Genomic DNA, 24,390 nt, shown 5'->3' with positions numbered 1-24,390 from the left:
GGATATTACCTTGAATTATTGCGTTGTCGATATATGATGCACAGCAAGACAAAACAGAAATCTTACATAATCAAATTACAACAAGTAATTATAAACTTAACTCAGTCTCCAGCCTTCGATTTGGTCAAGAATGCGTGCAAATATTCTATATACTTTATGTCATCATACTAACGATCAAACAAGCAAAACAAGAAACTTGATTTTTACTTTGAAGAATTTATTTTCTCTTCTGCCAAGTGAATTGAGATTTTTTAAAAAATTTTTTCAAGAAAGGAAGCCGTCGTGAGTCTTTATTGTTTTCTGGAAAAGGGATCTGATCGCATCTCTTAAGGGATTTCTCAGAGTTTTTTAGTGGGGAAGGGTGCGCTTTGCTATGAGAGTGTATCCATGAAAGGATGTGTTTCTTTGTTTGCTTCGTTCGTTTTTCAATATTCTTGTGCAGTAGCAAAATTTTTCCTCGTTTTTTCCTATTATAGATATTTAGATGGATTGCAAGAGGGATGAATATATCAAAAAGTACCACTTAGGTTTCTTTTATGAGAAGTGACATGCTTAAACTTCTTTTTTGAGAAAATTGTTTCTTTCGTTATGAGGTATCTCATAAAGTATTTCCAAAAAATATTGGGATTCTTTTTGCCATATGCATTGTATTTTTTTCGAATTCAATTTTAAAATCTCCAGAAAATCATTGGTATAATAGTGCGATATTGATGATTGGGTGCTTTGGAATATTCCTTTGATATACAAGAAATAATTTCTTGGTATGATTTCTGTATTTTAGAAGTTTTCTTCGTTGCTTTTTCGTTTGTTAGAAAGTTTTTTGAAATATTTTCCTGTAAAACTTTTCGAAAGACTCGTGTTTCCTTGGAGAATATTTAGAGAGGAGAACAATTCTCACTTTTAAGTCATTGTGCAAGTTTTACTTTTTTAATTTTCTGAGATGCTATTATCTGTCATGATTTTATAAGGGGATCTATATACGAATAGTTATGTTTTGAATGAGAAATTGGAAATAAAATTTCTTATGTTATAATTATCGTGTAGTGACTCTATTTTTCACAGAGAATCGAGAGAGCGATTTTTGCTTAAAAATGATTATATCGCAATTTAGCCATAGTTTTCTATTGCTGCAAATGCTTTTTTCTCTTCTAGAGAAGTGCTTTGCGTTCGTTTTTAGGTGATTTTTTGTGGGATTCCATACGTATTTCCATGCTCTTTTTCTCCATTTTCGAATTATTCTATAATAAATTTTTCAAGTGGTTACTAAATTACATTATGCGTATTGTATATCTCCTTATAAGATTATTGCGATCTGTATATATTCTTATTTATATCATGCGTTTATATTGAGATATTTGATGTATATCGCATTAATACGTAGAAACTTAACTTGGAAGAAATTATTTTTTGGCATCCTCTGCACGAAGGAAAATACGCGTACGAATATAATTTTGGACAGTGTTCTCTTTTATTATGAATTTATACTTAGGAATTTAATGCATATTAATATTACTAATTCAGATCTCTTATTTTTTGTTTTATATTTTGTTCTGGAATGGGATGCTTCTATTTTTTAAAAAAAGACAATCCTCTATACTTCCAGTTATAATTGTAATTTTCAGGTAGGGAAAGATGGGAATATTCGATTTTCACGCAGTTTGTGGTGATTTTCCGATAAGCGGTTTTATTGTTTTTATTGTATTATACACTGTTGTTTGTGCGTCACTTATAGGAACTTGGAAATACGCACTCTACAAGCGTCCTGCATTAGATATGATCGCCTCAATTTTTTGCGGTTTACTGATGTCTCTCTTGATTATCTTGTTTTTTACTATCGTAAAAAACAGAAACTCACCTTTCGATATGAAGATAGAACCACAGAAAATTATCCATGATCAAGAAGAGGGATAAAAAGAAATGAAAGCAGTTTCAATAGAGAAATCTTCATGATATTTCCCTGTTAAACACTAATCTTATTCCCCGTTTATAAAAACAGATATCTATCTATTGTCTAATACACAGAGAATGCATGCAAGGATTAACTAATGAAAACCCTGTTTTAAAAGGTTTTTCAAAAAACATGACGTCATCCCTGACGTGCCTTAAAACGCGGTTTTTCCTTATTGATAATATAAACTTTGTTCCTACGACGAACAAGGCGGTTTTTGCGATCACGCGACTTGAGTGCTCGAAGAGAATTTCTTACTTTCATAACCAGTACTCCAAAAGGAAAATCAACCAAGGATCGGTAACATTTTTTAATTGTAAAGTCAACAGAAGTAGAGAAATCTTGCGATTGTTATATCCTGTTGCAGGACATATTTTTATAGATAACTTTTGGGATAGATTTGCGTAACATGCCCCATTTTTCGTCCAGGAACTACTTTTGATTTTCCATAAACTTGGATAAAACAAGAATTACACCTTAGCCATTTTTCCAATAGGTTAATCTCAGAACCAATAAGATTATGCATCACACAATCTGAATGTCGGGTGGGATTTCCAAGGGGAAGATTGGTAATGCTGCGGATATGTTGCTCAAATTGTGAAACGGTACAGGCAGATTCAGTCCAGTGACCAGAATTATGTACACGCGGAGCCATTTCGTTAACTATGATTCCTCCGTCGACGGTGACAAAGAACTCCACGCAAAGGATGCCGACATGCTCCAGTGTATTTAAAATTTTTTTTATGGCATTGCGAGCGAAAGAAGCTGTTTCTTCACTAATACTCGCAGGAACTATCGATTTACGCAATATCCCGTCGACATGCGTGTTTTCTATTGGGTCATAAAAACATATAGATCCGTCAAGGGCACGAGCCGCGATGATGGAGATTTCACATTTAAATTTCACAAAACATTCTAGAATGAGAGGAACATTGCCGAGGGATTTGTAAAGATTCTGCGTGGAATCAGTGTGATTATAGATCTTTTGTCCTTTTCCATCGTATCCCATGCGACGGGTTTTCAGTATGGCTTTTCCTTTAAAGTTATCAAGAACTTTCAAAAGAGATTCCTGTGAGTTAATCTGGTGAAAATCCGCTGTAATAAGACCACAGCTTCTGAAAAAATTCTTTTCATCAAAACGATCTTGAGAAATTTCGATTATTTTAGCTGATGGATATACGGGCAAAAGGGTAGAAAGATACGAGATTGTTTCTACGGGGATGTTTTCAAATTCATACGTCACGTAGTCGCAAAGATTGGCAAAAGTATCTAGGGTTTTCGTATCGGTATAACTTGCCACAAGTTGTTGATTGGAAACTTGATTTGCTGGACAGTCGGCATCGGAATCCAGAATAATCACACAAAAACCTAAGCGAGCAGCGGCCATAGATAGCATTCGTGCTAATTGTCCGCCTCCAATAATACCAATGGTTTTTCGATTCATAGAGAAACATCCTTTGGATATTCAGATACTGATAGTGTTTGTTGGGTACGCCACTCATCTAGGCGCTCGGCAAGATCGTCGTCGTTTAGTGCAAGGATTTCTGCTGCCAATAGAGCGGCATTAATCGCGCCTGCTGAACCAACGGCCATTGTGCCAACAGGTACACCTGCAGGCATTTGTACGATAGATAGAAGGCTATCAAATCCATGAAATGCCTGTGATGCCATTGGAACCCCTAAAACAGGAATGGACGTCATAGAGGCGACCATCCCAGGTAAATGTGCGGCGCCACCAGCGCCAGCAATAATTAACTTGAATCCTTCGAAGCGTGCATTTTTAGAAAAATCCACCAATCGATCAGGGGTGCGATGTGCTGAAATAATTCGAGCCTCATAATCCACTTCCAGCTTATCTAGCATATCAGCTGCATGTTTCATGGTCTTCCAGTCGGATTGGCTTCCCATGATAACGGCGATAGGAGGTACTTCAACCATAATTTTTCCTTCGTATTTCGGGATTAAAAGCAACCCTTTGTTGAGAAGCGGGCAAGAGTATTGAAAATACTTTCTTGTTTATCTATTTTTCTGTAAGACCTTGTCTTTCGGTAAAATATAAAGCGTGGCTTTATGTTTCATACATTGATAAAATAGCGACGCAATTGTATGATTCCATTCAGAATAATACAATTAAGATATTTGTTAAAGCAAGAATCTATTGCAGTAATTCGTATTTTGATCTGGTTACTATAAAGATCTTTGTCCGTAAAATAGGGAGAAAGTATTAGGATTGGAGCTGGGGAGAAGGTATTAGGAGTTTTTTCGGGTAACATCCGTTTTATAAGAAGTATTTTATTCTAATGGTTATGCTTTTTCCATAGTTCCAAATCAGAACAAGGTTTGCATAAGAAAAGGGAGATATATCATTTTGGTTCATATGGCTATTCCTTTCCATTGAAGAAATCAGACAGAATAAAAGCCTATTGTATTATGATTGGTGATATGGCTTGATATTTTTTGATTGACGTTAGACATTTGTTTTAGGATGTCTTTTAGACATGAACCTTTGACGATTTTTAAGGAAGAATAAGTTTTTATTGATTGGATATTTGATTCCCAATGTTTTTTTTGCAGTGGTGTGAAATTTGCAGATACTGCTTTTCTAGGGATATTTTCCTTTTAGAAATTTAAATGGGAGTATTATTTTATCGAAGGCTTAATCTCCTGATTTTCTGGCGAGTATGATATGATGCTGAATATCCTATGCGAATTATTATTTGCAATTTTCCTGAATTCGTAGGTTATCGGAATTTTTCACCTTTCCACAAAAATGATATTAAGAAGTTCAAAATCATGGTTGATGAAGGGGTCGTAAGATCAAAGTGTCAACACATCAAGATAGAATGGGGTATCACGACAGAAATTGCGCCTCTCTGCAATGCTTGCGAAATAAAACTTTTGCTGTCCGGCTTATTGCTGGGAATAGCAACAAATATCACATTGGCTGAATACGGCGACTATCTGACTAAATACTGGAAGCTTTAGAATTTTTCCATTGCATAGAAAAAATCAGATACTGGTTAGGATAGATCAAGATAGCTCAGGATATTTCGGTCTAGATCTGGATCAATCAAGGTAGATTAGTGTTAACATCAATAGCCACTATTTTGTATACTATGTTTTCAGTATTAAGTATTGGTTCTCGAAATGATAGATATTTTTTCTCTAGGTGGTGCGTTTAGATTTCTGCTCCGCTTTGTTCTTTCTGTCTTTGATTTGTATGTAAGCCGGCAACATGTTGAAATATGAAGACTTCAAAGCGAAGATGATCTTGCTCTTAAAGAGCTTGCATCGGATACGCCTATATGAATGGATAAGATTGAATCGCATAAGCCGAAAATAGGTATTGACAGGATAGTGGGAGCCAACGACTTAATCCGTCCTTTTGTTGCTATATTTTGGCTTATCGTCTACTCCATCCATCATAATCCATAGGATCAAAGTTATGATTATTGATTGTGACCTCTTGGCGGTTGTAGTGCCATATTTATTGTTTTCAGCGCAGGCGTTTGGTAATGGGATTCGGAGCAAGTTCTCCAGCCAAGCGTCGATCAAGATAATCGGCGCATTCAGCAATAAGTTCATCAATTTTATTGGTAAAAAAGTGATTGGTATCAGGGATTACCTTGTGGGTTATAAGGATTCCCTTTTGATTCATGAGCTTTTCAACCAATTCTCTGACATTAGATTGAATTGCAACTTTATCTGCGCTTCCATTAATAATAAGACCTGACGAAGGGCAGGGAGCTAGAAAAGAAAAATCATACGTTTTTGGTTGAGGAGAAACAGATATAAATCCCTTGACTTCAGGACGGCGCATCAGAAGTTGCATTCCAATCCATGCTCCAAAAGAATAGCCAGCAATCCAACAATGTTTACATTCAGGATTAAGACTTTGCACCCAATCAAGCGCCGATGCGGCGTCAGATAATTCTCCTTCGCCGTGGTCGAAAACACCTTGGCTTCGTCCTATTCCTCGAAAATTAAATCTTAAAGTTGTAAATCCTCTTTTCTGAAACATATAGAACAACTGATAAACGATAGGGTCGTTCATTGTTCCGCCGAATTGCGGATGGGGATGGAGAACCAATGCAATAGGAGCACTGATATTTTTGGACTGCTGATAACGTCCTTCAAGGCGACCCGATGGCCCATTAAAAACTACTTCAGGCATAGAAATATATCACCTCATGAGGAAAAGTTTGAAACGAATTATGACTAGATTTGGTCTCTTGATAAAATTTTGAAAAAAGGGTATAAAATAGTGTAATATCCCTACTTTCTTATAATTATCATCTAGATGATAATTATAAGGCAACTATTGATTCTTTTTCAAGACAGATATAGGTTGAATTTGTGTTTGAACAAAGAGAAAAATGTTGTTTTGATAGAGTTTATCTTGATTGGAATGCGACATCTCCTCTTCTTGATGTAGCTCGGCAGTCTTTCGTGAATGCATTGGAGCTTATCGGAAATCCATCATCTGTACATCGGGAGGGACGAAAGGTGCGGCTTCATATCGAAGAAGCTCGATGTGATATAGCGGATTTCTGTGGTGCAAAACCCGAAAATGTGATTTTTACAAGTGGTGCAACAGAGGCTGCTAATTTTGTTTTGACGCCGGATTTTTATAAAGGACGTCAGCAAATAAAGATAAGATCTTTATTTGTTTCAGCTATAGAACATCCCTCTGTATATACAGGGGGGAGATTTTTTCCGGACCAGATTCACCAAATACCAGTTTTGCCAGAAGGGATAGTTGATCTATTAGCTCTTTCTGATCTTTTGAGTAAGAGGAATCCTTCTTTGGGAATTCCTATGGTTGCTGTTATGTTGGTTAACAATGAAACGGGTGTTGTTCAGCCAATAAGGGAAATTTCCAAAATTATCAAAAAACATGAAGGAATTCTAGTTGTTGATGCTGTGCAGGCAGCAGGACGGATGTCGATTGCTATAGAGACGATAGGAGCCGATTTTTTGATCCTTTCGTCACATAAAATTGGTGCTCCTGTAGGGGCGGGAGCTCTTGTGTTTCGAGAAGAAAATATGTTGCCAAATCACCTGTTACGAGGAGGAGATCAGGAAAGAGGATATCGTGCAGGGACGGAAAATCTTGCGGCGATTTGTGGGTTTTCCGCCGCCGTTAAGGTGATGGGAAAGGATATACAGGAACGTTCTTTGGCTATCTCCAAGTTGCGAGATTATTTGGAAGAGGGCTTGCGGATATTGGTTCCAGACATTACCATACATGGTAGAAATGCATTGCGTGTTTCTAATACTTGTTTTTTTACTATACCATCTATCAAAGCGGAAGTATTGCAGATTGCGCTTGATCTTGAAGGTATTGCTGTTTCTGCTGGGGCTGCTTGTTCATCAGGAAAGCTGAAAAAAAATCATGTTTTAACTGCGATGGGTTGTGATTCCTCCCAGGGGGCTCTACGTGTTTCTTTGGGCTTTAAAACGACGCAAGAAGATGTTGATAGTTTTTTAAAGGCACTGAATAGAACAGTTCATCGAAATTCATCTTAATGAGATTGGAAATGACAGTGGATTGTGTTAACGTATTTCTGGATTATATATAATTGAGTGCATGATGCAAAAACTATAGAAGATGTGTTTTTAGCGTTTTATTATAGCAGATTAATTTCGGCATAGGGGGGCTGTGCTTGGAATTTTAGTGCTAGGACTTGACTTGTTGTTTTAGCGTATATTGGAGATTATGGGTGGTAGCGGTACAAGATACAGTAAAGCGAGTACGCAAGATTGATGTTGATCAATATAAATACGGTTTTGTAACGGATATTGAAGTTGACAAATCTCCCAAGGGTTTGAATGAGAATATAGTTCGATTTATCTCCGCCAAAAAAAATGAACCGGAATGGATGCTGGAGTGGAGACTTGGTGCATATCGACGTTGGTTAAAAATGGAAGAGCCTGTTTGGGCTCGTGTTAAATATCCCAAGATTGATTTCAATGATCTGTATTATTATGCCTCTCCTAAGAGTTTTGTTGGTCCTATGACTCTTGATGAAGTTGATCCGGAAATGCTTAGAATCTACGAAAAATTGGGCATTCCTTTGCGAGAACAAGAGATCCTGGCAGGAGTGCAAACCTCTAAGGTAGCCGTTGATGCAGTCTTTGATTCAGTATCGGTGGTAATTACCTTTAAGGAAGAATTGAAGAAATCAGGCGTTATTTTTATGTCAATTTCGGAGGCGATTTGTGAGTATCCGGATCTTGTTAGGAAATATATGAGTTCGGTTGTTCCGATATCAGATAATTTTTATGCTGCTTTGAATTCAGCTGTTTTCACGGATGGTTCCTTTGTATATATTCCGAAGGGAGTTCGTTGTCCCATGGAATTGTCGACTTATTTTCGAATTAACGAAAAGAATACGGGGCAATTTGAGCGTACCTTGATTATCGCTGAAGAGAATTCTTATGTTTCTTATTTGGAAGGGTGTACAGCGCCGCAACGAGATGAAAATCAATTGCATGCCGCTGTCGTTGAATTGATTGCGTTAGATGATGCCGAGATTAAATATTCTACTGTGCAAAATTGGTATCCGGGTGATGCGCAGGGAAAGGGCGGTGTTTATAATTTTGTTACGAAACGTGGGGATTGTCGAGGTAAGAGATCAAAGATTTCCTGGACTCAGGTAGAAACTGGTTCAGCTATTACTTGGAAGTATCCATCTTGCATCCTTCGAGGTGAATATTCTTGTGGAGAATTTTATTCTATTGCAATTTCTAACGGTCATCAGCAGATAGATAGTGGCACCAAGATGATCCACCTTGCCAAGAATACCACGAGTCGTATTGTTTCTAAGGGAATTTCAGCTGGGTTTTCGAGCAATACGTATCGAGGAAAGGTTTCAGTGCATCGTCGAGCTGATTCTGCCCGTAATTTTACGCAGTGTGATAGTTTGTTGATAGGGAATAAATGTGGTGCTCACACAGTTCCTTATATTGAAGCAAAAAATCCCTCTTGTAACCTAGAACACGAAGCAACAACTTCAAAGATTTCTGATGCACATCTATTTTATTGCTTGCAAAGAGGTATTCCTGAAGAGATGGCTGTAGCATTGATTGTCAATGGATTTGTTAAGGAAGTCTTGCAGAAGTTGCCTATGGAGTTTGCTGTAGAAGCGCAAAAATTAATTGATATTTCTCTAGAAGGATCGGTCGGATAGAAGATGGGTTCGGATGTTGTTGTACTTTGTCTGGTAATATTTAAATAAAGTGGGAAAAAATGCTTGAAATAAGAGGTCTTCACGCAAAAGTTGTAGGTGAGAATATTGAGATTATTCGTGGGCTTGATCTCAAGGTTCATCCCGGTGAAATTGCTGCAATTATGGGACCAAATGGTTCTGGAAAATCGACACTTTCATATATTTTATCGGGGCACAAGGACTATGAAGTAATGGCTGGAGATATTCTCTATAAGGGTGAGAGCATTGTGGATATGGACATTGCAGAGAGAGCAGCGAAAGGTATTTTTCTTGCTTTTCAGTATCCGGTGGAAATACCGGGTATTGTGATGATGCAATTTTTGAAAGTTGCAATGAATGAACAGCGCAAGGCACGTCAAGAAGAAGAGCTTTTAACCCCTGACTTCATTCGTCGTGTAAAAAAAGTAGCCAGCGATTTAGGAATAAACATGGATATGTTCAAACGGCCGCTTAATGTCGGTTTTTCTGGAGGGGAAAAAAAGTTATCCGAGATTTTGCAGATGAGTTTGCTAAACCCGAGTTTATGTATTCTTGATGAGACTGATTCTGGGCTTGATATTGATGCTTTGAAGGTAGCTGCTCGTGGAGTGAATTCCTTGCGTAGTTCAGATCGTTCTTTTCTTGTTATTACTCATTACCAGCGTCTTTTGGATTATGTAAAACCGGATACTGTACATGTCCTTTGTGATGGCAGGATTGTTAAAACTGGAGATGCCAGCGTTGCTATAGATCTTGAAAAGAACGGTTATGCTGGATTTATGGAAGAAGTTTTTTCGGACGCAGGTGAAAAGAGGTAGGGTGTGGAGAATTTTACAGAAGCAGAAAACGTATTGCTTCAGATTTGTGAAAAAGTTTGTAGAGATTCTTCTCCAAATCAGTTCATTGCGGCGTTTCGAGAGCGTTTATTGCACAATTTTCGAGTCCAAGGTCTTTTGCCGACGCGTCGTGTCGAAAGTTGGCACTACACAGATTTAAAAAGGATTCTCAAAACATTTCCTACGCAAGAGGAGACAAAGAATCCGTTTGAATATGATTACAAGTGTCTCGTTGGCAATAATAGTATAAGGTTACGTATTGGTCAGGAGAAAGATCTTGCTTGTCAAGCAAGGGGCATAGAAGTTCGTCCTTTTTCGCATCTTCTGAATAATGGGGAAGAAAAATCTATATGTTTGGAGCCGCTTGATAAGCATGATGCGATTAGCCACATTAATGCGATCTTGGTACGGGATGGTTATGAAGTCAATATTCCTGAAGGATGTAAACTTGATAGTCCTATTGAATTGCAATCTGTGCAGTGTGGTGGAAATATGCACCTTCGTTACCCCATTAAATTTGGTGCTGGATCTAAAACAACGATTATTGAACGTTACATAGCGCACACGGATTCTCCCTCATTAGTAACATCTATCTCAGATGTAAAAATTTGTAGTGGCGCAGAAGTTATTTGGATTATCGTACAAGAGCAAGGTTTTGCGGATACACATTTAGGACAGTTACGTGTCTCTTTAGAAAAAGATTCTTCTCTGAAAGTTTTTGTAGTAAATGCTGGGCGAGGAGTTGTCAGAAGAGAAATATCTGTTGACGTTGAAGGTCAAGGTTCTGAATTTATATTACGAGGCATTAATTTATTAAAGGACTTGACGCATAATGATCTCTCAATGTCTTTGCGTCATAAAGTTGAGGATACGCTCTCGACAGCAGTAGTTCGTAATGTTGTATTAAACAAGGCTAATGGTGTTTTTCAAGGAGAGATATGTGTTGCCTCTGACGCACAGAGGACTAATGCGTCTATGGCTTCTAACACTCTTTTGCTTTCCGATAAAGGAAGTTTTTCTACGAAGCCAGAATTAGAAATTTTCGCAGATGATGTGCAATGTGGTCATGGCGCAACTGTTTCTGATATTAATCACGGACATCTCTACTATCTCATGGCGCGAGGAATTCCAGAGAATCAGGCGCGTGTTATGCTTGTTGGTGGATTTGTTGTCGAAATTCTGAGAGATCTTGAGGATAAAGAGCTGCAGGAATCCTTGGAAAGAGTTGTTTTTTCCTGGCTAAATAATAGTTTTCATGGATTGGCTAAGATATGATTTTTGATGTTGAAACTGTAAGAAAAGATTTTCCTATATTGTCTCGCAGTGTTCATAAAAATCCACTCATCTACCTTGATAATGCTGCATCTGCGCAAAAACCAAAAGTAGTTATCGATTCCGCAGTACATACATATAGCCATGAATATGCGAATGTGCATCGTGGATTGCATTTTATGTCGAATGCAGTGACAGAATCGTATGAGAATGCTCGTGCCAAAGTTTGTCGTTTTATGAAAGCGTCCTCTCCACAAGAAATTATTTTTACACGATCATCTACTGAGGCTATTAATGCCGTCGCTTATGGATGGGGTATGTCGCATGTTCATCAGGATGATGAGATAGTTTTATCAATTATGGAACACCATTCCAATGTGATTCCATGGCATTTTTTACGTCAAAACTGTGGTGCTCGTCTTGTTTGGATTCCTATTGATCAACAGGGTCGCTTGCAAATTGATGAATTTGAAAAATGTTTGACTGCGCGTACCAAACTGGTTGCTATTACACACATGTCTCAGGTACTGGGAACCAATGTTCCGATCAAGGATATTTGTCGTATTGCACACGAACGCAATATTCCTGTTTTGGTTGATGGAAGTCAGGGAGCTGTTCATCTTCCGCTTGATGTGCAAAATCTTGATTGTGATTGGTACGTAATGACGAGTCACAAGCTCTATGGACCTTCTGGTATAGGAGTTTTATATGGAAAAAGAGATCGTCTTGATGCTATGGAACCCTTTATGGGAGGTGGGGGAATGGTTTCTGAGGTGACGAAGGATAAAGTCTCTTACGCTGATTTGCCTCATCGCTTTGAAGCGGGAACTCCCCCCATTGTTCAGGCTATTGGATTTGGGATGGCGCTGGACTACATGGAATCCCTCAATAGAGAGGCTATTTTCGCATATGAAGGAGAGATTGCACGATATACTATGTCTCATTTAAAAGAGATTGATGGTTTGCGGCTTTTCAGTGTTTCATCGGACGATTCTCCAATAATTTCATTTCGATTGAGGGATATTCATCCATATGATCTATCTGTTTTTCTGGATGGAGAGGGTATAGCTATTCGTTCTGGAACGCATTGTGCAAGTCCTTTATTAGATTTTTTAGGGGTAGATTATCTTTGTCGTGCTTCGTTTGCGATGTATAATACTCGAGAGGAATCTGATAAGTTTATTGAAGTTCTAAAACGTGCTGTTCGGTTTTTTGCTTGAGGATTTTTGGCTATGCGTGATGTAAAATCCACTGATAATGATTTGAGTATTTGCGATACTCCTAGATTGGCTGCTCATTCTTCGCAATCCTCTATTCCCCAAGAGGAGCTTGCCAGAATTTCGGATGATATAATCGCTGCTTTGAAAACTGTACGTGATCCAGAAATACCTTCTGATATATTTGAAATTGGTCTTATTTATAAGATTGATGTTGAAGATAATTACATGGTTAAAATTCTGATGACACTTACTGCTCCGGGTTGTCCTGTAGCGGGAGAGATGCCTAAGTGGGTTGAAAATGCTGTTGGTGCAGTGGAAGGAATATCCGGTGTGGAGGTTGCTTTAACTTTTGATCCTCCTTGGAGACCGGATCTTATGTCAGAAGAAGCACGTGTTTCTATCGGTTATTATTAATATTAGTAGTTATTTTTTGCCACGAAAGCTCTTGGATATTTATTTTTTGGGGGAAATAGAGTTGATGGTCGTTTTAAGTTCCGAGGAGAGAATTGGATATGGTGTCTCATAATGTAGTAACCGTTACAGAGGAAGCGGCGTCTCGAGTAAGAGATATAGTAAAAAACTCAGATGGAGTTTCTAAGGGTATTCGCATTTCTCTTAAAAAAGGAGGATGTGTGGGTGTGGAATACGTTGTTGATTTGGTGACTGATCCAGTTGTCGGAGACGATATGGTAGAGAAGGATGGTGCAAAAATTTGGATTGATCCTTCTGCTTTACTATACCTTATTGGCACGGAAATTGGTTATGAGACGACGAAATTTCATTCCGGATTTAGTTTTCATAATCCTAATCAGATTTCTTCTTGTGGGTGTGGTCAGTCAATAGAGTTGAAGCGTGCTGATTTTGATGCGTAAATTTCTCTGATTCTGAAGAAGTTTTGCCTTGGCGATGATATATTTCTGCAGGCAATTTCATTCAGGATTTGTTTTTATTGTTTTTTATGTTTTTGCGACTACGTAGATCAGTCGGATCTCTATACTCTCATCAGATAAGGGAATATAGGATTTGTGTAGAAATGCTAATAGAAATAGGTTCGAAATTTTAATTCCAAGCTGTGGTATCCTCAGAAGGGGCGATGTCATGTTGAAATATCAATGACATAAGTCAATGTTCTCCTCAACATACACTCTGTGATTTCAATGGATTAGAAAACAGTTGGTCTTACCTTTTACACGTTAATGCTATCATTTTGGCTGTATTATAGTCCAGGTTTTTTGGGCTGTTTTTTTAGAGTTAACGTTCTGTTTATATCATTCAACCATATCTATTTTTGACCACCCAAACATTACCATAAGTTCGTGTAGACTAGTACTAGCGCTAGCCTTTTTTTGGGGGGCAGGGACAGTGCCATAGTCGTTCCTATTGTTCTTCATCCGTAGGCTTTGTACTTCGTCGGGGCGACCAGATTCTTTGCATCTCTCTCTAAACCAGTTGCCAAACGATCCTGAAGAGGAAAAATATTTCCCATGAGATGACACATAAAAATGTCGCCATCTCTGATAGGCGTCTATGCAAGACTTAAGAGATTTAAAAACAGGAATGTAGATCAGATAGTTTTATGGGGTATAAGATTAGGATAGTTATCAGCCGTATTCCTTTGGGTGATTAATCGCTTGTGATGATTACGGTGAATATTTTGGTTTTGATGTGATACAACACATTGTATTTTTGGATGGTGAACGGTTATCAGAGGAAAATATGAAAGACAGCCGATAGCCGTATCTCAATTTAAGTTGTTCGGTTGATGATTTTAGTCATTGGTTTTATTTCTTAAATACTGGTTTTTAGTTTGTCTTATCAAAAACAAAATCTACAATTTCTTTGTAGTTCTTGATTGTCTTCGATTAGAAAATGCCTTGTTCCTGTTCTTGGCTACGGCTTTCTTTACATCACACCATGCAATCGAAATATTGGGATTTCTTGAAAGGCATGCATAAAACTTTTTCATAATAAATAGATTCATGTTCGCTAGTGATGGAATGAACATTGCAACCAATCAATGCAATGAGCGGTTATTTTTATAGGATTGATATCCCTCTTTCTCTGGAATGCTCTGTTTCTCCCTCGTGCATTGGTTCGTTGTCCTCTGCGAATGTCATAAGATCTCAGAACTCATTGAGAATGGTTCTCTTTCTTTATTGTATAATCTATAATATTGCTTAGGGAGATTTTCACACGGAAGTTTCATAATCTGCTGAAGTCTTACAATAACATTCCCTGAATTTATAAACGAAAGGCTAGCAGTGTTTTAAAAAAGGAATTATTGTTATTTTAAAAGATTAATCAGGAAGAAGTTATTGCAAAAATATCGTTTATTATGAAAGCGTTTTTTCTTGATGTGAGATTCTTCCAAGGTATATTGAAAAGATCGTTTTTTTTTTTAATTGATTCGATCCAACGTTCTTGTAGGGAGTTGATTATGTTTGTGGGAAAGATGGTTTGTTCGCAGTCGAGAAAAGGTGTTTATCTGTTTTATATATTGGCTGTATTAGTAGGTATATTCTCAGGAATTACGGATTTGCCGGTTTTGCATGGCTTTGCAGAAATCATTGCGAATATTTTTATTAGAATTTTTAAATTTATCAGTTTGCCTTTGATATCTCTGTCTTTAATTGTGAGTTTGGCGAGGTGCACTCCTGAGCAAGGAATGGGCAAAATGTGGAAATTGACCATCTATTACACGATTGCAACGACTTTGCTGGCTGCATGTGTGGCGCTTGTTCTTTATAAAGTAATTTCTCCTGCAAATATGACTCTACAATCAGATATATCGAATGTTCCTGTAGATATTTATAATGCCGGTTATTTGAAGTATATCGTTAATTTGGTTCCGCAAAATTTTTTGGCTCCATTTTTAGAAGGTCAAATTATAGGAATTTTTTTGATTTGTGGTTCCATAGCAATTGCTATCCATTTTATTCCAGATACAAAGACAAAAAGCACTGTCATTGCTCTATTCGAAGGAATGTATAGTGTGTTTTCGACTATTACCAGTTGGCTTATGAAAATAATTCCTTTGGCTTTAGGTTGTTTCATTACCATTACAATTCTCCAGTTTAAAAAAGGACTGGAATTGATGGGTTTGGGTGAATATTTGGCAATTATATTGTTAGCTAATCTGGTTCAAGGAGCAGTAGTTTTACCAATTTTTTTGTATTTTAACGGTTTGAATCCATTGAGAGTTTTCAAAGGAATGATACCTGCCTTGGTAGTGGCTTTTTTCTCTAAATCTTCCACAGGAACATTGCCTGTTACTATGAAATTTGCTGAAAAAAATCTTCATATTTCTCCACAGATAAGCAGGTCGATATTGCCTTTTTGTACGTCTGTTAACATGAATGGTTGTGCTGCTTTTATATTTACGACGGTAATTTATGTTATGCAAAATCATGGAGCTGATATTACTTTAGCAACCATGTTTCTTTGGGTGTTCATTGCTTGTTTCGCTGCGATTGGTAATGCAGGTGTTCCGATGGGGTGTTTTTTCCTGAGTGCAAGTTTATTGACGAATATAGGCATACCTATAAATTTGATGAGTATAATTTTGCCATTATATAGTTTCGTAGATATGTTTGAGACGTCATTAAATGTTTGGTCAGATTCTTGTGTAACGGCGATGGTAGATAAGAAATATTCTCCGTCATTGGAGGAAGTTCCTGAAAATTCCTAGAGAAAAGGAAGAATCCTGAAAAGATAGTAGGGTATTTTCTGCTTCCAGGAACGGATTTTTTCTCAGATATTTGACTCTTTTTGGAATGAACATTTTGGAATATGTGTTGAGATATATCCGATTTTTGATGTTTGTTTAAGGTCCTTATCATCAAAGATACGGTTAACATTGGTGCGCTGATACGCATTAAAGTGCCTATTATTCTTTCACCTTGATGTATTCGCTCAATACAAAAAGCTCTTAAAGAGAGTTTCTCTATGAGCTACAAGGTGAGAATATTGAAGTATTCGACTCAGCGTCTATAAAAACTGATCTTCTAAAATGAAAATATTGATACAATCAAAATCAATGACTTAAGTAAATTGAGTGCTAAATTCAGACTCAGTAATTTCTATAGGTTAGGAAACTTCTAGTCTTACCTTTTAGGCGTTATCTGCTATCATTTTGGCGGTATCATAGGCTAGTTTTTTAGAGGTCACTTCACGTGTATATAATTTAGACATCGCTATTTTTTACCATCTATACATTGTCAGGAGTTAGCGAAAGAACGAGGAAGATAGGCATCCAAAGATATTTTGAAGAAAGTTACAAGTTAGGATGATATTTTAGATTTCTTTAACGCCTCAAAAGGCGTTGGTGCATTCATTAAAAATGCTGAAATGTTAGTAGATTCCCTATCGGTAGGCGATTGGTTGCATCGTATACAGCATCAAAGGTTGATAGGGAAAATGATAAGTTCGTTCATCGTTGGTAGTGCATTTATGTTTATGCTTCTTTTCGTTCCCTTTATATTTGATTTGTATTCAAACTATATCAAGCACAAGAGATAATTGGAGAGATTAAAGCTCCAAAGCAGAACTTAAATAGCTATTGAGGAAAACAAATCTGATGTACCTTTAAGACTGGCAAAGCTAGATTCTCAAAATGTTACAACTAATATTAAAGAGGGTTTTAGATTTTAATGATTCAGTACGTCTGCTAAAAACGATCTATTGGGTTATCGTTTTTCCATCTCTCATGATACGGATGGTCAAGTAAGGAATAATTGATTATGATCCATTAGCAGCACGAAACTTCGTTTCTCAAGAGACCATTTCTTGCATTTTAGGCTGGATGGTATTGTGAAAAAGAGAGCTTAAAAGATGCGGGATTGGCATAAATAAAAGGTAGTAATATCCACGATATATAATTTAGGGTTTGGGGCAATTAAGTTATTGCTTTTAAGGCGTTATTTCTTTTGTTTATGGAAGTATTATAGCATACAAAGTATATAAAGTAAAATGTATCAGCCTAACCTATAAAAAGGCAGGACAACAACCATAAAAAAACAAAAATTAATAGTATATATTTTTGGTATCAGCCAATAGATGGCTGAGATCTAGAGAGAAGATTGAATGGATGATTGGGTCATAAAACAAAAGATCATGATGGATTTGTCGTTTGGTGTTTCGTGAGTGCGATTTTGATCTATTTTAAAAAAATCTACAGGAGAGTTTCTCCAATGATTATTAATATTTTCCTTTTAATTTCCTCAGGTATATTGATGGATGTCAATGATATGCATAAATTATAATAATTATCAGTCGCGCTTTTCTTGATAGTTCAGAGATGTGTTCAATGCGTTTTGCGTTTAATTTTTTTGTATTTTAAAGAATTTCTGCAAGTTCTAGGCAGATAAAAAGCAAGCAATAGACTTTGATAGATAAAGCGATGGAATAAAGCTTGCCGGAACTTTAAATTGTTAATGTAAAGAATGTATTCTGGCTTGAAAACAGTATATGGCAGTATGGCAATATAGAGAAATTTATATTCGCAGAGACTACTAAAGAGATTGTTATCAGAGTTCAGCATATTAAAAGCGAGATCAGATGGATTGACGGATTAGGAATCTTATTGTTTTTCATAAAAATTCGTAGTATTATCGCCAACTTTTTCTTTTATGCATTATAGATAAGCTGTATTTTTGATTGTGGTAGCATTTAATGATACTGCCGCTGAGAATTCTCTGTCTATGGTTAATGATTTTGAAAAACCAACTATCGTAAAGATTACAACGAAAGAAAGGATGGGATAATTGAGAAAATCAATGATATTTTATGTAAAATTATTCATTTAAATAACTGATTTAATTGTATTTTTTATGTATTTATATTGTAAAAAATATTCTTACCAATGTTATAATTGACGTGCGGATTATGTGTTAAAAAAAATCTCTTATAAGAGAACATCCATGCCAATTTTTTTCTAGTCAATAAGACGATATCTTATTGTATATCTATGTGTTTCATTTAAAAAATAAATTATAAATTGGGCTCGGCGCTGAAATTTTTATTATGTTTTTATATTTTCTTGATAATCAGGCTATAGGTGTCGTGGTGAGGATTTTTTTGGGGGGCGAAAGTAAATTCCAGATTTTGTGATAATCACAAAAGAAATCCAAGAATTCGAATAAGAAGATTCATATGATTAAATAATAAATTGTTAATTTATATATCATACAACCTTTGATAGTTAGGTGTGGTTGTAATCAGAGATGTTTTAGAATGTACCGAAGTATTCGCAATCTGCAATTTATAGATCAGCGTGCATTTCAGCGCATGAAGGTTGATCTTAGAGGACTTTTTTTGTTGTTCAATGGTGAAGAACATGAATGTCGGGTCCGCGAAGTATCACCAGGTGGGCTTTGTTTTTCCTATGATAATGTCGGCATTAAAATAGGAGAGCGTATCATTGTTTTTATTGAACAAATTGGACGCGTAGAAGGTAAGGTCATAAATTGCGATAGCAAAAGAGGATGTGTAGTAAGAATCATCACTTCTGAGCATAATCGACAAAAGTTGGCAGAGAAGCTCATTTGGCTATCAAATAAAGATGATCTGAATCTTACGGATTATCGTCAACATGTTCGTGGAGTTTGCTGGGAAGTCTATGGAGAGTTGGTTTTAGAAGACGATTCTGTGCATCCTTGTAAGGTGATTGATATATCGGTTTCTGGGGTGTCTGTGAATGTAGCTCCGCAGCCAGAGATATCATCTACAGTATTGTTTAATAACATTCATGGTCGTGTCGTACGACATTTTCCTGGAGGCGTTGCCGTAGAGTTTTCTGTGATCCAGGAAAAAGAAACATTGGGTGGATTTTTTTGATTATATCACGTTGATTGTTTGTCTCGTAACACAATCATATATGATATTACTGATAATCCTTTTATGAAGGGTTGGGGGTTATTGCCAAAACAAGTTTTGGGTCAATTTAAGGATATAGCAAGACAAGATCTCTTATGCTGACTATCGGCCCCGTATCCACTTCTTGTTCTATACTTGGATAACATAACGCTTATTAACGAAGATAGCGGCATCTTCTCTCAAGACAGTCGCTATTCTAGACTAGCTTGCAAAACCCGCAATCCAAGAGATTTTATGGAATGGTGAGGAAAAAGCCTTAAAGGTGCGGGACCGATATCCTAAAGGTTCGGTAAAATTCACGGTATCCTGTTTTGGACTTCGACAAGTTAAGTCATTGTTTTAAAGTTTGTATTAAGGATGTATCCAATTATTAAACGTCTTCATTCTGTCATGTTTTAATAGTGTTAATGGATTCCCATTACAACCAAAAGAAGCAGTTTATGATATCAAAAAAAATGCATTAACATGTTCCATGTTTTTTATCCTCGTCTCTAATGGTTGTGATTTATTGTTAGTCTCTGAACTTCGTTAGTAGAGGGATGCGTTTTATGTTATCCTCTTTCCCTTGTGGAAGGGGAATGAATGCTTTGTGGTATTTTTCCTATTAAAAGAAGAGCGTTCAGTGAATTGATTGTATATATAAAATTCCAAACATATATTTTATAGACTATTTTTATAAGATAACGATATTTTGAGATAAACTTTATTTTTTATAATTTTTTCTAGATTATATATAAAAGACAGGATTTTGGTGGGTTCACAGACAAAAAATGCAGAGAAGACGTGGATGTTATGAGAAATGTGTTCAAATGTTCTTTACAGATTTCAAAGAAGAATTTGTGAGCCGTTGATTGTTTTAACGGATGTTAATAAGATGCTATTGGGAGTTATGGTATATTTTTAATGAGGATTTTTTTATATGGCACGGATTGTTGAGACAAAAATGGGCAGTGTAGCTTTAACGTTTGATGATGTTTTATTACAACCTGGATACGCTGAAGTTGTACCCACTGATGTTGATATATCTACAAAGATAGCTAAAGATTTTGATCTTAACTTGCCGATTATATCTGCGGCTATGGATCAAGTAACTGATGCCCGTCTTGCAATAGCTATGGCCCAAGCTGGTGGTTTGGGTGTGATACATAAAAATTTTTCTCCTCTTGAACAGGCTGCACAAGTTCATCAAGTCAAGAAGTTTGAAAGTGGTATGGTGATTAATCCGGTCATGACTTCTCCGGATTCTACTTTGGCTAGTGCGTTATCTTTGATGAAGATGCATGGTATATCGGCTATTCCAGTTGTTGAATCTGGTTCTTCTAATCCTGGAAAACTGGTAGGTATATTGAGCAATCGCGATGTGCGTTTTGCCTCCAATACCAGTCAAACGGTTGCTGAATTGATGACTCGAGATTTAATTACGGTTAAGAAAACGGTTAGTCTTGCGACAGCAAAGGCTTTGCTCCACAAACATCGCATTGAAAAATTGCTTGTTGTAGATGATGGAGGCTGTTGCATCGGTTTGATTACTGTTAAGGACATAGAGAGATCACAACTGAATCCGCATGCAACTAAAGATCGAGAAGGGCGTCTTCGTGTTGCTGCAGCTATTTCGGTTTCTAGGGATATGGAAGAGCGAGTAGATCTACTTGTTGACGTTGGTGTTGATCTTCTGGTCGTCGATACTGCCCATGGACATTCTCGGAAAGTATTAGATACAGTAAAAGAAGTTAAGAGAAAATTTCCTTCCGTATTGGTGATGGCTGGAAATATTGCCACTGCTGAAGGAGCTTTAGCGTTAATTGATTCGGGTGCGGATATTGTAAAAGTTGGTATTGGTCCAGGATCTATTTGTACGACTAGAATTGTAACAGGTGTTGGATGTCCGCAGCTTTCTGCGATTATGTCGGTTGTTGATGTTGCATCTCATGCAGGTGTATCGGTTGTTGCTGATGGAGGTATTAGATTTTCTGGTGATATTGCGAAAGCAATTGCTGCAGGAGCTGGATCCGTTATGATAGGTTCATTGCTTGCAGGAACTGATGAAAGTCCAGGTGAGATATTTCTGCATCAGGGTCGTCCTTTTAAGTCGTATAGGGGAATGGGATCTGTCTCCGCTATGGCACGGGGATCAGCTGCGCGTTATTCTCAGGAAGAGATAACCGATACATTGAAGTTGGTTCCTGAAGGAGTAGAAGGACAGGTTCCTTATAGGGGACCAGTGGCATCGGTGCTCCATCAGATGGCTGGTGGTCTTAAATCTTCCATGGGATATGTTGGAGCTGCGACGATTAAAGATTTTCAAGATAAAGCAAGTTTTATTCGTGTATCTTGGGCTGGATTGCGGGAATCGCATACTCATGATGTTGTGATTACTCGCGAAAGTCCTAATTATTCTGGAACAATTTAAAATTTATTGTCGCATTTGAAGCAGAGGAAGGGGGACGTGCTGCCGTTTGTAAAAATAGCAGAAGAAGATATATGAGGAATACGCAGACAACCTAAAAACAGGTGTGAAGGTAGTAGGCGACCAATCTTATAAACGAGAGCAGGACTGTCAGATGTTTTTATCTTTTCATCTAATAGTCTTTTAAATCGATTGCTGAAAGGTTGTCTTTCTGTTTCCCTTTGATATCTGTTAACAGAAATATCAAACAATGACCAAGACAGAAAAAAGCTTTGTATGGTCTTATTTTTTGTCGAGGAAAGTGCTTTAAATATATATTATGATGAAAAATCAAAGTTTTACCGCTCATAACCCTTGATCAAAGACTCAATAAGAGTTAGAGAGTTTAGGGATGTATTTTGGGAAAAAATAGAATGAGCAAAACATATCTTTTTTGAGCTTTATCAGAGCAAGATATGCTTTTCGTTGATTTTGAGGCAGAGATACTTTCTCATCAAGGGATGAAAGGGAGACGTCCTGACACCTACGGCTTGGGAAGAGTTGAGGGATCTTGCTGGTTTAGATTACAAAATTATTTTTCATTTCAGGGGGGATTTTTTTGTAAGAATGTGATTTTTTTGAGTCATAATCGATGAATATGTTTCAGTATTACTTTATCATCAAGATATAGGCAGGGTTTTCTGGTAACTAATATTGCCTTCAATAATCGCATTGTATTTTCTTTTTTGAAAACCAGTAGGTATTTCAGTTTGTTGGTGATTTAGATCGCTTGGTTTGTTAACATGATCTGGATATTTTATTAAATCGTTTCTCAATTTTAAAGAATCTACTAAAGAAAATTATGCTCTGATGAAGAATTCAGCAATTAAATCGGCGCTTCGAAGTATTGAAATTGAAAAAAAAGGATTGTGTTCTTTAGAGAAAGCTTTATTAGGGCATTTATCTCAGCCCTTTAGTCATTCTATAGAGGCGATAAAGGCTATTGGTGGTCGTGTTATTGTCACTGGAGTTGGTAAAAGTGGTCATATTGGCTGCAAATTCGCCTCTACCTTGGCTTCTACGGGAACTCCGGCATTTTTTATACACGCTGCTGAAGCCAATCATGGTGATCTTGGTATGATTTCTCAAGATGATGTTATTATTGCACTTTCTTGGAGTGGTGAGACCGATGAGCTTAAAGCTATTTTATCTTATTCGCGACGTTTTTCTATTCCGCTGATAGCGATTACATCAGGAGAAAAATCTACTCTGGCATCTCATGCGGATATTATACTAACCTTGCCAAAAGAGTCAGAGGCTTGTCCGTATGGATTGACGCCTACGACTTCTGCGTTGATGCAATTAGCAATAGGAGATGCTTTAGCTATAGCTCTTCTGGAATCGCGTCATTTTACAGAACAGGATTTTCATGATTTTCATCCAGGAGGAAAGTTAGGGATATTGCTCAGTCGTGCTTCGGATGTCATGCATACTGGTGCACGACTTCCCCTTGTCAAGATTGGTACTTCATTGATGGATTCTGCTCACATCCTTTCGGAGAAAAAATTTGGATGTGTTGCTATTATTGACGAAAATCAAAGATTGCAAGGAATTATGACAGAAGGCGATATTTTTAGAAATTTTCACAAGGATTTTAATAATTTAGTGGTTGATGATGTGATGACGCCTAATCCAAAGATTATCATGGCTGATACTTTGCTGACAATTGCAATGAATCTTTTACAGCGGCACAATATTTCTGTGCTTTTGGTGGTAGATGATAATCAAAGACCGATAGGTATTATTCACTTTTTAGATCTTCTAAGAGAAGGGGTGTAGTCTGACATTATTTAAAATCAGTTATAAGTGTTTTATTTCTGATAATCTGCCAAAGATTCCTATTGTTTTTGGGAGGTCAGTGTGTATCAAAATTGCGATCTTTTTTATCTAAATCAATATTTCTTATGAAGGAATGTTTTTTAAAACGAGCAGACGATTTATTTTTTCAGGGTAGCGAGCAGTTATGGGCAGTCGGGGTTATATCCAGGTATCTTGCATTAAAGATATTAAACGGAGAAATATTTGAAAAGTCTCTTTATAAGAGCTTGAGATCTTATTGGGTAAGAGAAAAGAACTCCTTTACAATTAAGTTTGTAATAGTTTTGAGAAGAAAGATTCTTAATGGAAGATAGCTAACTTGGGAGTGATTTTCCAACAATAAAAGTATATTTTATGTTATGATAGTGATTCTGACTTGTTAGAAGGAAGAAAAGCTAATAATAAGTTATTTCTAAAAGTCCTTGGCAATACTATTGCTTTATATAATAGGATATTGAAAATCTTTATTTTTTTGCTTGTCGGCATTAGTTTGCATGGTGTAGATAAGAATACGAGGGGTTACCTTGATCATTTAAAGAGCTTTTTTAGCTGAGATGAGTATGTAGATTTTTTGTTTTTGGGGCGTAGCCAAGTGGCAAGGCAGTGGTTTTTGATACCGCGATCCCTGGTTCGAATCCAGGCGCCCCAACCAGATTATTTAAACTTTTGGAATAATTTCTCTCGCTTTATAAGCACTTGATTTTACTTCAATTTCTAATCTTTCTCCTTGCCTTTATACTATGGTTCGGAGTTTGTGTCTATAGAA

18 protein-coding genes and 1 tRNA gene are annotated in these 24,390 nt (G+C 36.9%); 14 read left to right on the top strand and 5 right to left on the bottom strand.

The features are described from left to right. The first annotated feature begins 1,632 nt into the window (after positions 1-1,632). Positions 1,633-1,911 carry a hypothetical protein gene (locus H0G72_RS01825; protein WP_182017035.1) on the top strand — a complete coding sequence of 93 codons (279 nt, stop codon included), beginning with the start codon at positions 1,633-1,635 and terminating at the stop codon, positions 1,909-1,911. 175 nt (positions 1,912-2,086) lie between these two features. Here the strand turns inward: H0G72_RS01825 and ykgO are convergent, their stop codons facing one another. The 3 genes from ykgO to purE form a co-directional block, all read right to left on the bottom strand. Further along, complete coding sequence (ykgO, locus tag H0G72_RS01820) at positions 2,087-2,212, bottom strand: type B 50S ribosomal protein L36 (RefSeq protein WP_182017033.1); 126 nt, start codon at positions 2,210-2,212, stop codon at positions 2,087-2,089. A gap of 112 nt (positions 2,213-2,324) precedes the next feature. Further along, complete coding sequence (locus H0G72_RS01815; RefSeq protein WP_182017031.1) at positions 2,325-3,392, bottom strand: 5-(carboxyamino)imidazole ribonucleotide synthase; 1,068 nt, start codon at positions 3,390-3,392, stop codon at positions 2,325-2,327. Then, positions 3,389-3,886 (bottom strand): 5-(carboxyamino)imidazole ribonucleotide mutase, encoded by a 498-nt coding sequence (gene purE / locus H0G72_RS01810; protein WP_182017029.1) that lies wholly within the window; start codon positions 3,884-3,886, stop codon positions 3,389-3,391. Before purE ends, H0G72_RS01815 begins: the two co-directional genes overlap by 4 nt. 855 nt (positions 3,887-4,741) lie before the next feature. Here purE and H0G72_RS01805 point away from each other — a divergent pair. Then, complete coding sequence (locus H0G72_RS01805) at positions 4,742-4,933, top strand: hypothetical protein (protein ID WP_182017027.1); 192 nt, start codon at positions 4,742-4,744, stop codon at positions 4,931-4,933. A gap of 511 nt (positions 4,934-5,444) precedes the next feature. On the opposite strand, the gene H0G72_RS01800 is transcribed toward H0G72_RS01805, so the two are convergent. Then, positions 5,445-6,122, bottom strand: coding sequence for an alpha/beta hydrolase (locus tag H0G72_RS01800; RefSeq protein WP_182017025.1), 678 nt, complete (start codon positions 6,120-6,122; stop codon positions 5,445-5,447). Between the two features lie 182 nt (positions 6,123-6,304). Here H0G72_RS01800 and H0G72_RS01795 point away from each other — a divergent pair, with 182 nt between their 5' ends. The 7 genes from H0G72_RS01795 to H0G72_RS01765 all read left to right on the top strand — a co-directional run bounded on the left by H0G72_RS01795 (position 6,305) and on the right by H0G72_RS01765 (position 13,359). Beyond that, a complete protein-coding gene (locus tag H0G72_RS01795) occupies positions 6,305-7,477 on the top strand; it encodes a cysteine desulfurase family protein (RefSeq protein WP_182017023.1) in 1,173 nt (390 codons plus the stop codon). A 194-nt stretch (positions 7,478-7,671) separates the two neighbouring features. Then, entirely contained in the window at positions 7,672-9,141 is a 1,470-nt protein-coding gene (gene sufB, locus H0G72_RS01790) for a Fe-S cluster assembly protein SufB (protein WP_182017021.1), read from the top strand. 59 nt (positions 9,142-9,200) lie between these two features. Then, positions 9,201-9,977, top strand: a complete 777-nt coding sequence (sufC, locus tag H0G72_RS01785) for a Fe-S cluster assembly ATPase SufC (protein WP_182017019.1) — start codon at positions 9,201-9,203, stop codon at positions 9,975-9,977. A gap of 3 nt (positions 9,978-9,980) precedes the next feature. Next, positions 9,981-11,270: a Fe-S cluster assembly protein SufD gene (sufD, locus tag H0G72_RS01780; RefSeq protein WP_182017017.1), complete on the top strand. Its 1,290-nt coding sequence runs from the start codon at positions 9,981-9,983 to the stop codon at positions 11,268-11,270. After that, positions 11,267-12,487 carry a SufS family cysteine desulfurase gene (locus H0G72_RS01775; RefSeq protein ID WP_182017014.1) on the top strand — a complete coding sequence of 407 codons (1,221 nt, stop codon included), beginning with the start codon at positions 11,267-11,269 and terminating at the stop codon, positions 12,485-12,487. The genes sufD and H0G72_RS01775 overlap by 4 nt, the downstream gene beginning before the upstream one ends. A 12-nt stretch (positions 12,488-12,499) precedes the next feature. Beyond that, positions 12,500-12,901, top strand: a complete 402-nt coding sequence (locus H0G72_RS01770; RefSeq protein WP_182017012.1) for a DUF59 domain-containing protein — start codon at positions 12,500-12,502, stop codon at positions 12,899-12,901. Positions 12,902-12,999: 98 nt separating this feature from the next. Continuing rightward, positions 13,000-13,359, top strand: coding sequence for an iron-sulfur cluster assembly accessory protein (locus H0G72_RS01765; protein ID WP_220456076.1), 360 nt, complete (start codon positions 13,000-13,002; stop codon positions 13,357-13,359). Between the two features lie 396 nt (positions 13,360-13,755). Here the strand turns inward: H0G72_RS01765 and H0G72_RS01760 are convergent, their stop codons facing one another. Continuing rightward, positions 13,756-13,983 (bottom strand): hypothetical protein, encoded by a 228-nt coding sequence (locus tag H0G72_RS01760; protein WP_182017010.1) that lies wholly within the window; start codon positions 13,981-13,983, stop codon positions 13,756-13,758. A gap of 941 nt (positions 13,984-14,924) precedes the next feature. Here H0G72_RS01760 and H0G72_RS01755 point away from each other — a divergent pair. The 5 genes from H0G72_RS01755 (at position 14,925) to H0G72_RS01735 (ending at position 24,276) form a co-directional block, all read left to right on the top strand. Next, positions 14,925-16,175 (top strand): dicarboxylate/amino acid:cation symporter, encoded by a 1,251-nt coding sequence (locus tag H0G72_RS01755; RefSeq protein WP_182017008.1) that lies wholly within the window; start codon positions 14,925-14,927, stop codon positions 16,173-16,175. 2,543 nt (positions 16,176-18,718) lie between these two features. Beyond that, on the top strand, positions 18,719-19,321 hold the full coding sequence (locus H0G72_RS01750; RefSeq protein ID WP_182017006.1) for a PilZ domain-containing protein: 603 nt from the start codon (positions 18,719-18,721) through the stop codon (positions 19,319-19,321). A gap of 958 nt (positions 19,322-20,279) precedes the next feature. Then, positions 20,280-21,770 (top strand): IMP dehydrogenase, encoded by a 1,491-nt coding sequence (guaB, locus tag H0G72_RS01745; RefSeq protein WP_182017004.1) that lies wholly within the window; start codon positions 20,280-20,282, stop codon positions 21,768-21,770. Between the two features lie 846 nt (positions 21,771-22,616). Beyond that, entirely contained in the window at positions 22,617-23,585 is a 969-nt protein-coding gene (locus H0G72_RS01740; RefSeq protein WP_182017002.1) for a KpsF/GutQ family sugar-phosphate isomerase, read from the top strand. A gap of 617 nt (positions 23,586-24,202) precedes the next feature. Further along, positions 24,203-24,276, top strand: a tRNA-Gln gene (locus H0G72_RS01735). Positions 24,277-24,390 lie beyond the last annotated feature (114 nt).

It is taken from the genome of Candidatus Liberibacter sp. (assembly GCF_014048425.1).
In the GTDB taxonomy this organism is placed as follows: Bacteria; Pseudomonadota; Alphaproteobacteria; order Rhizobiales; family Rhizobiaceae; genus Liberibacter.
The sequence above is the reverse complement of the archived record's forward strand: the minus strand, read 5'-3'. Positions and strand labels throughout refer to the sequence as shown.

What these genes read in the sequence shown, in the direction of transcription:
- H0G72_RS01825 (WP_182017035.1), top strand. Translation starts at nt 1,633, where the DNA reads ATGGGAATATTCGATTTTCACGCAGTTTGTGGTGATTTTCCGATAAGC.
- ykgO (WP_182017033.1), bottom strand. Translation starts at nt 2,212, where the DNA reads ATGAAAGTAAGAAATTCTCTTCGAGCACTCAAGTCGCGTGATCGCAAA.
- H0G72_RS01815 (WP_182017031.1), bottom strand. Translation starts at nt 3,392, where the DNA reads ATGAATCGAAAAACCATTGGTATTATTGGAGGCGGACAATTAGCACGA.
- purE (WP_182017029.1), bottom strand. Translation starts at nt 3,886, where the DNA reads ATGGTTGAAGTACCTCCTATCGCCGTTATCATGGGAAGCCAATCCGAC.
- H0G72_RS01805 (WP_182017027.1), top strand. Translation starts at nt 4,742, where the DNA reads ATGGTTGATGAAGGGGTCGTAAGATCAAAGTGTCAACACATCAAGATA.
- H0G72_RS01800 (WP_182017025.1), bottom strand. Translation starts at nt 6,122, where the DNA reads ATGCCTGAAGTAGTTTTTAATGGGCCATCGGGTCGCCTTGAAGGACGT.
- sufC (WP_182017019.1), top strand. Translation starts at nt 9,201, where the DNA reads ATGCTTGAAATAAGAGGTCTTCACGCAAAAGTTGTAGGTGAGAATATT.
- H0G72_RS01775 (WP_182017014.1), top strand. Translation starts at nt 11,267, where the DNA reads ATGATTTTTGATGTTGAAACTGTAAGAAAAGATTTTCCTATATTGTCT.
- H0G72_RS01770 (WP_182017012.1), top strand. Translation starts at nt 12,500, where the DNA reads ATGCGTGATGTAAAATCCACTGATAATGATTTGAGTATTTGCGATACT.
- H0G72_RS01765 (WP_220456076.1), top strand. Translation starts at nt 13,000, where the DNA reads ATGGTGTCTCATAATGTAGTAACCGTTACAGAGGAAGCGGCGTCTCGA.
- H0G72_RS01755 (WP_182017008.1), top strand. Translation starts at nt 14,925, where the DNA reads ATGTTTGTGGGAAAGATGGTTTGTTCGCAGTCGAGAAAAGGTGTTTAT.
- H0G72_RS01750 (WP_182017006.1), top strand. Translation starts at nt 18,719, where the DNA reads ATGTACCGAAGTATTCGCAATCTGCAATTTATAGATCAGCGTGCATTT.
- guaB (WP_182017004.1), top strand. Translation starts at nt 20,280, where the DNA reads ATGGCACGGATTGTTGAGACAAAAATGGGCAGTGTAGCTTTAACGTTT.
- H0G72_RS01740 (WP_182017002.1), top strand. Translation starts at nt 22,617, where the DNA reads ATGAAGAATTCAGCAATTAAATCGGCGCTTCGAAGTATTGAAATTGAA.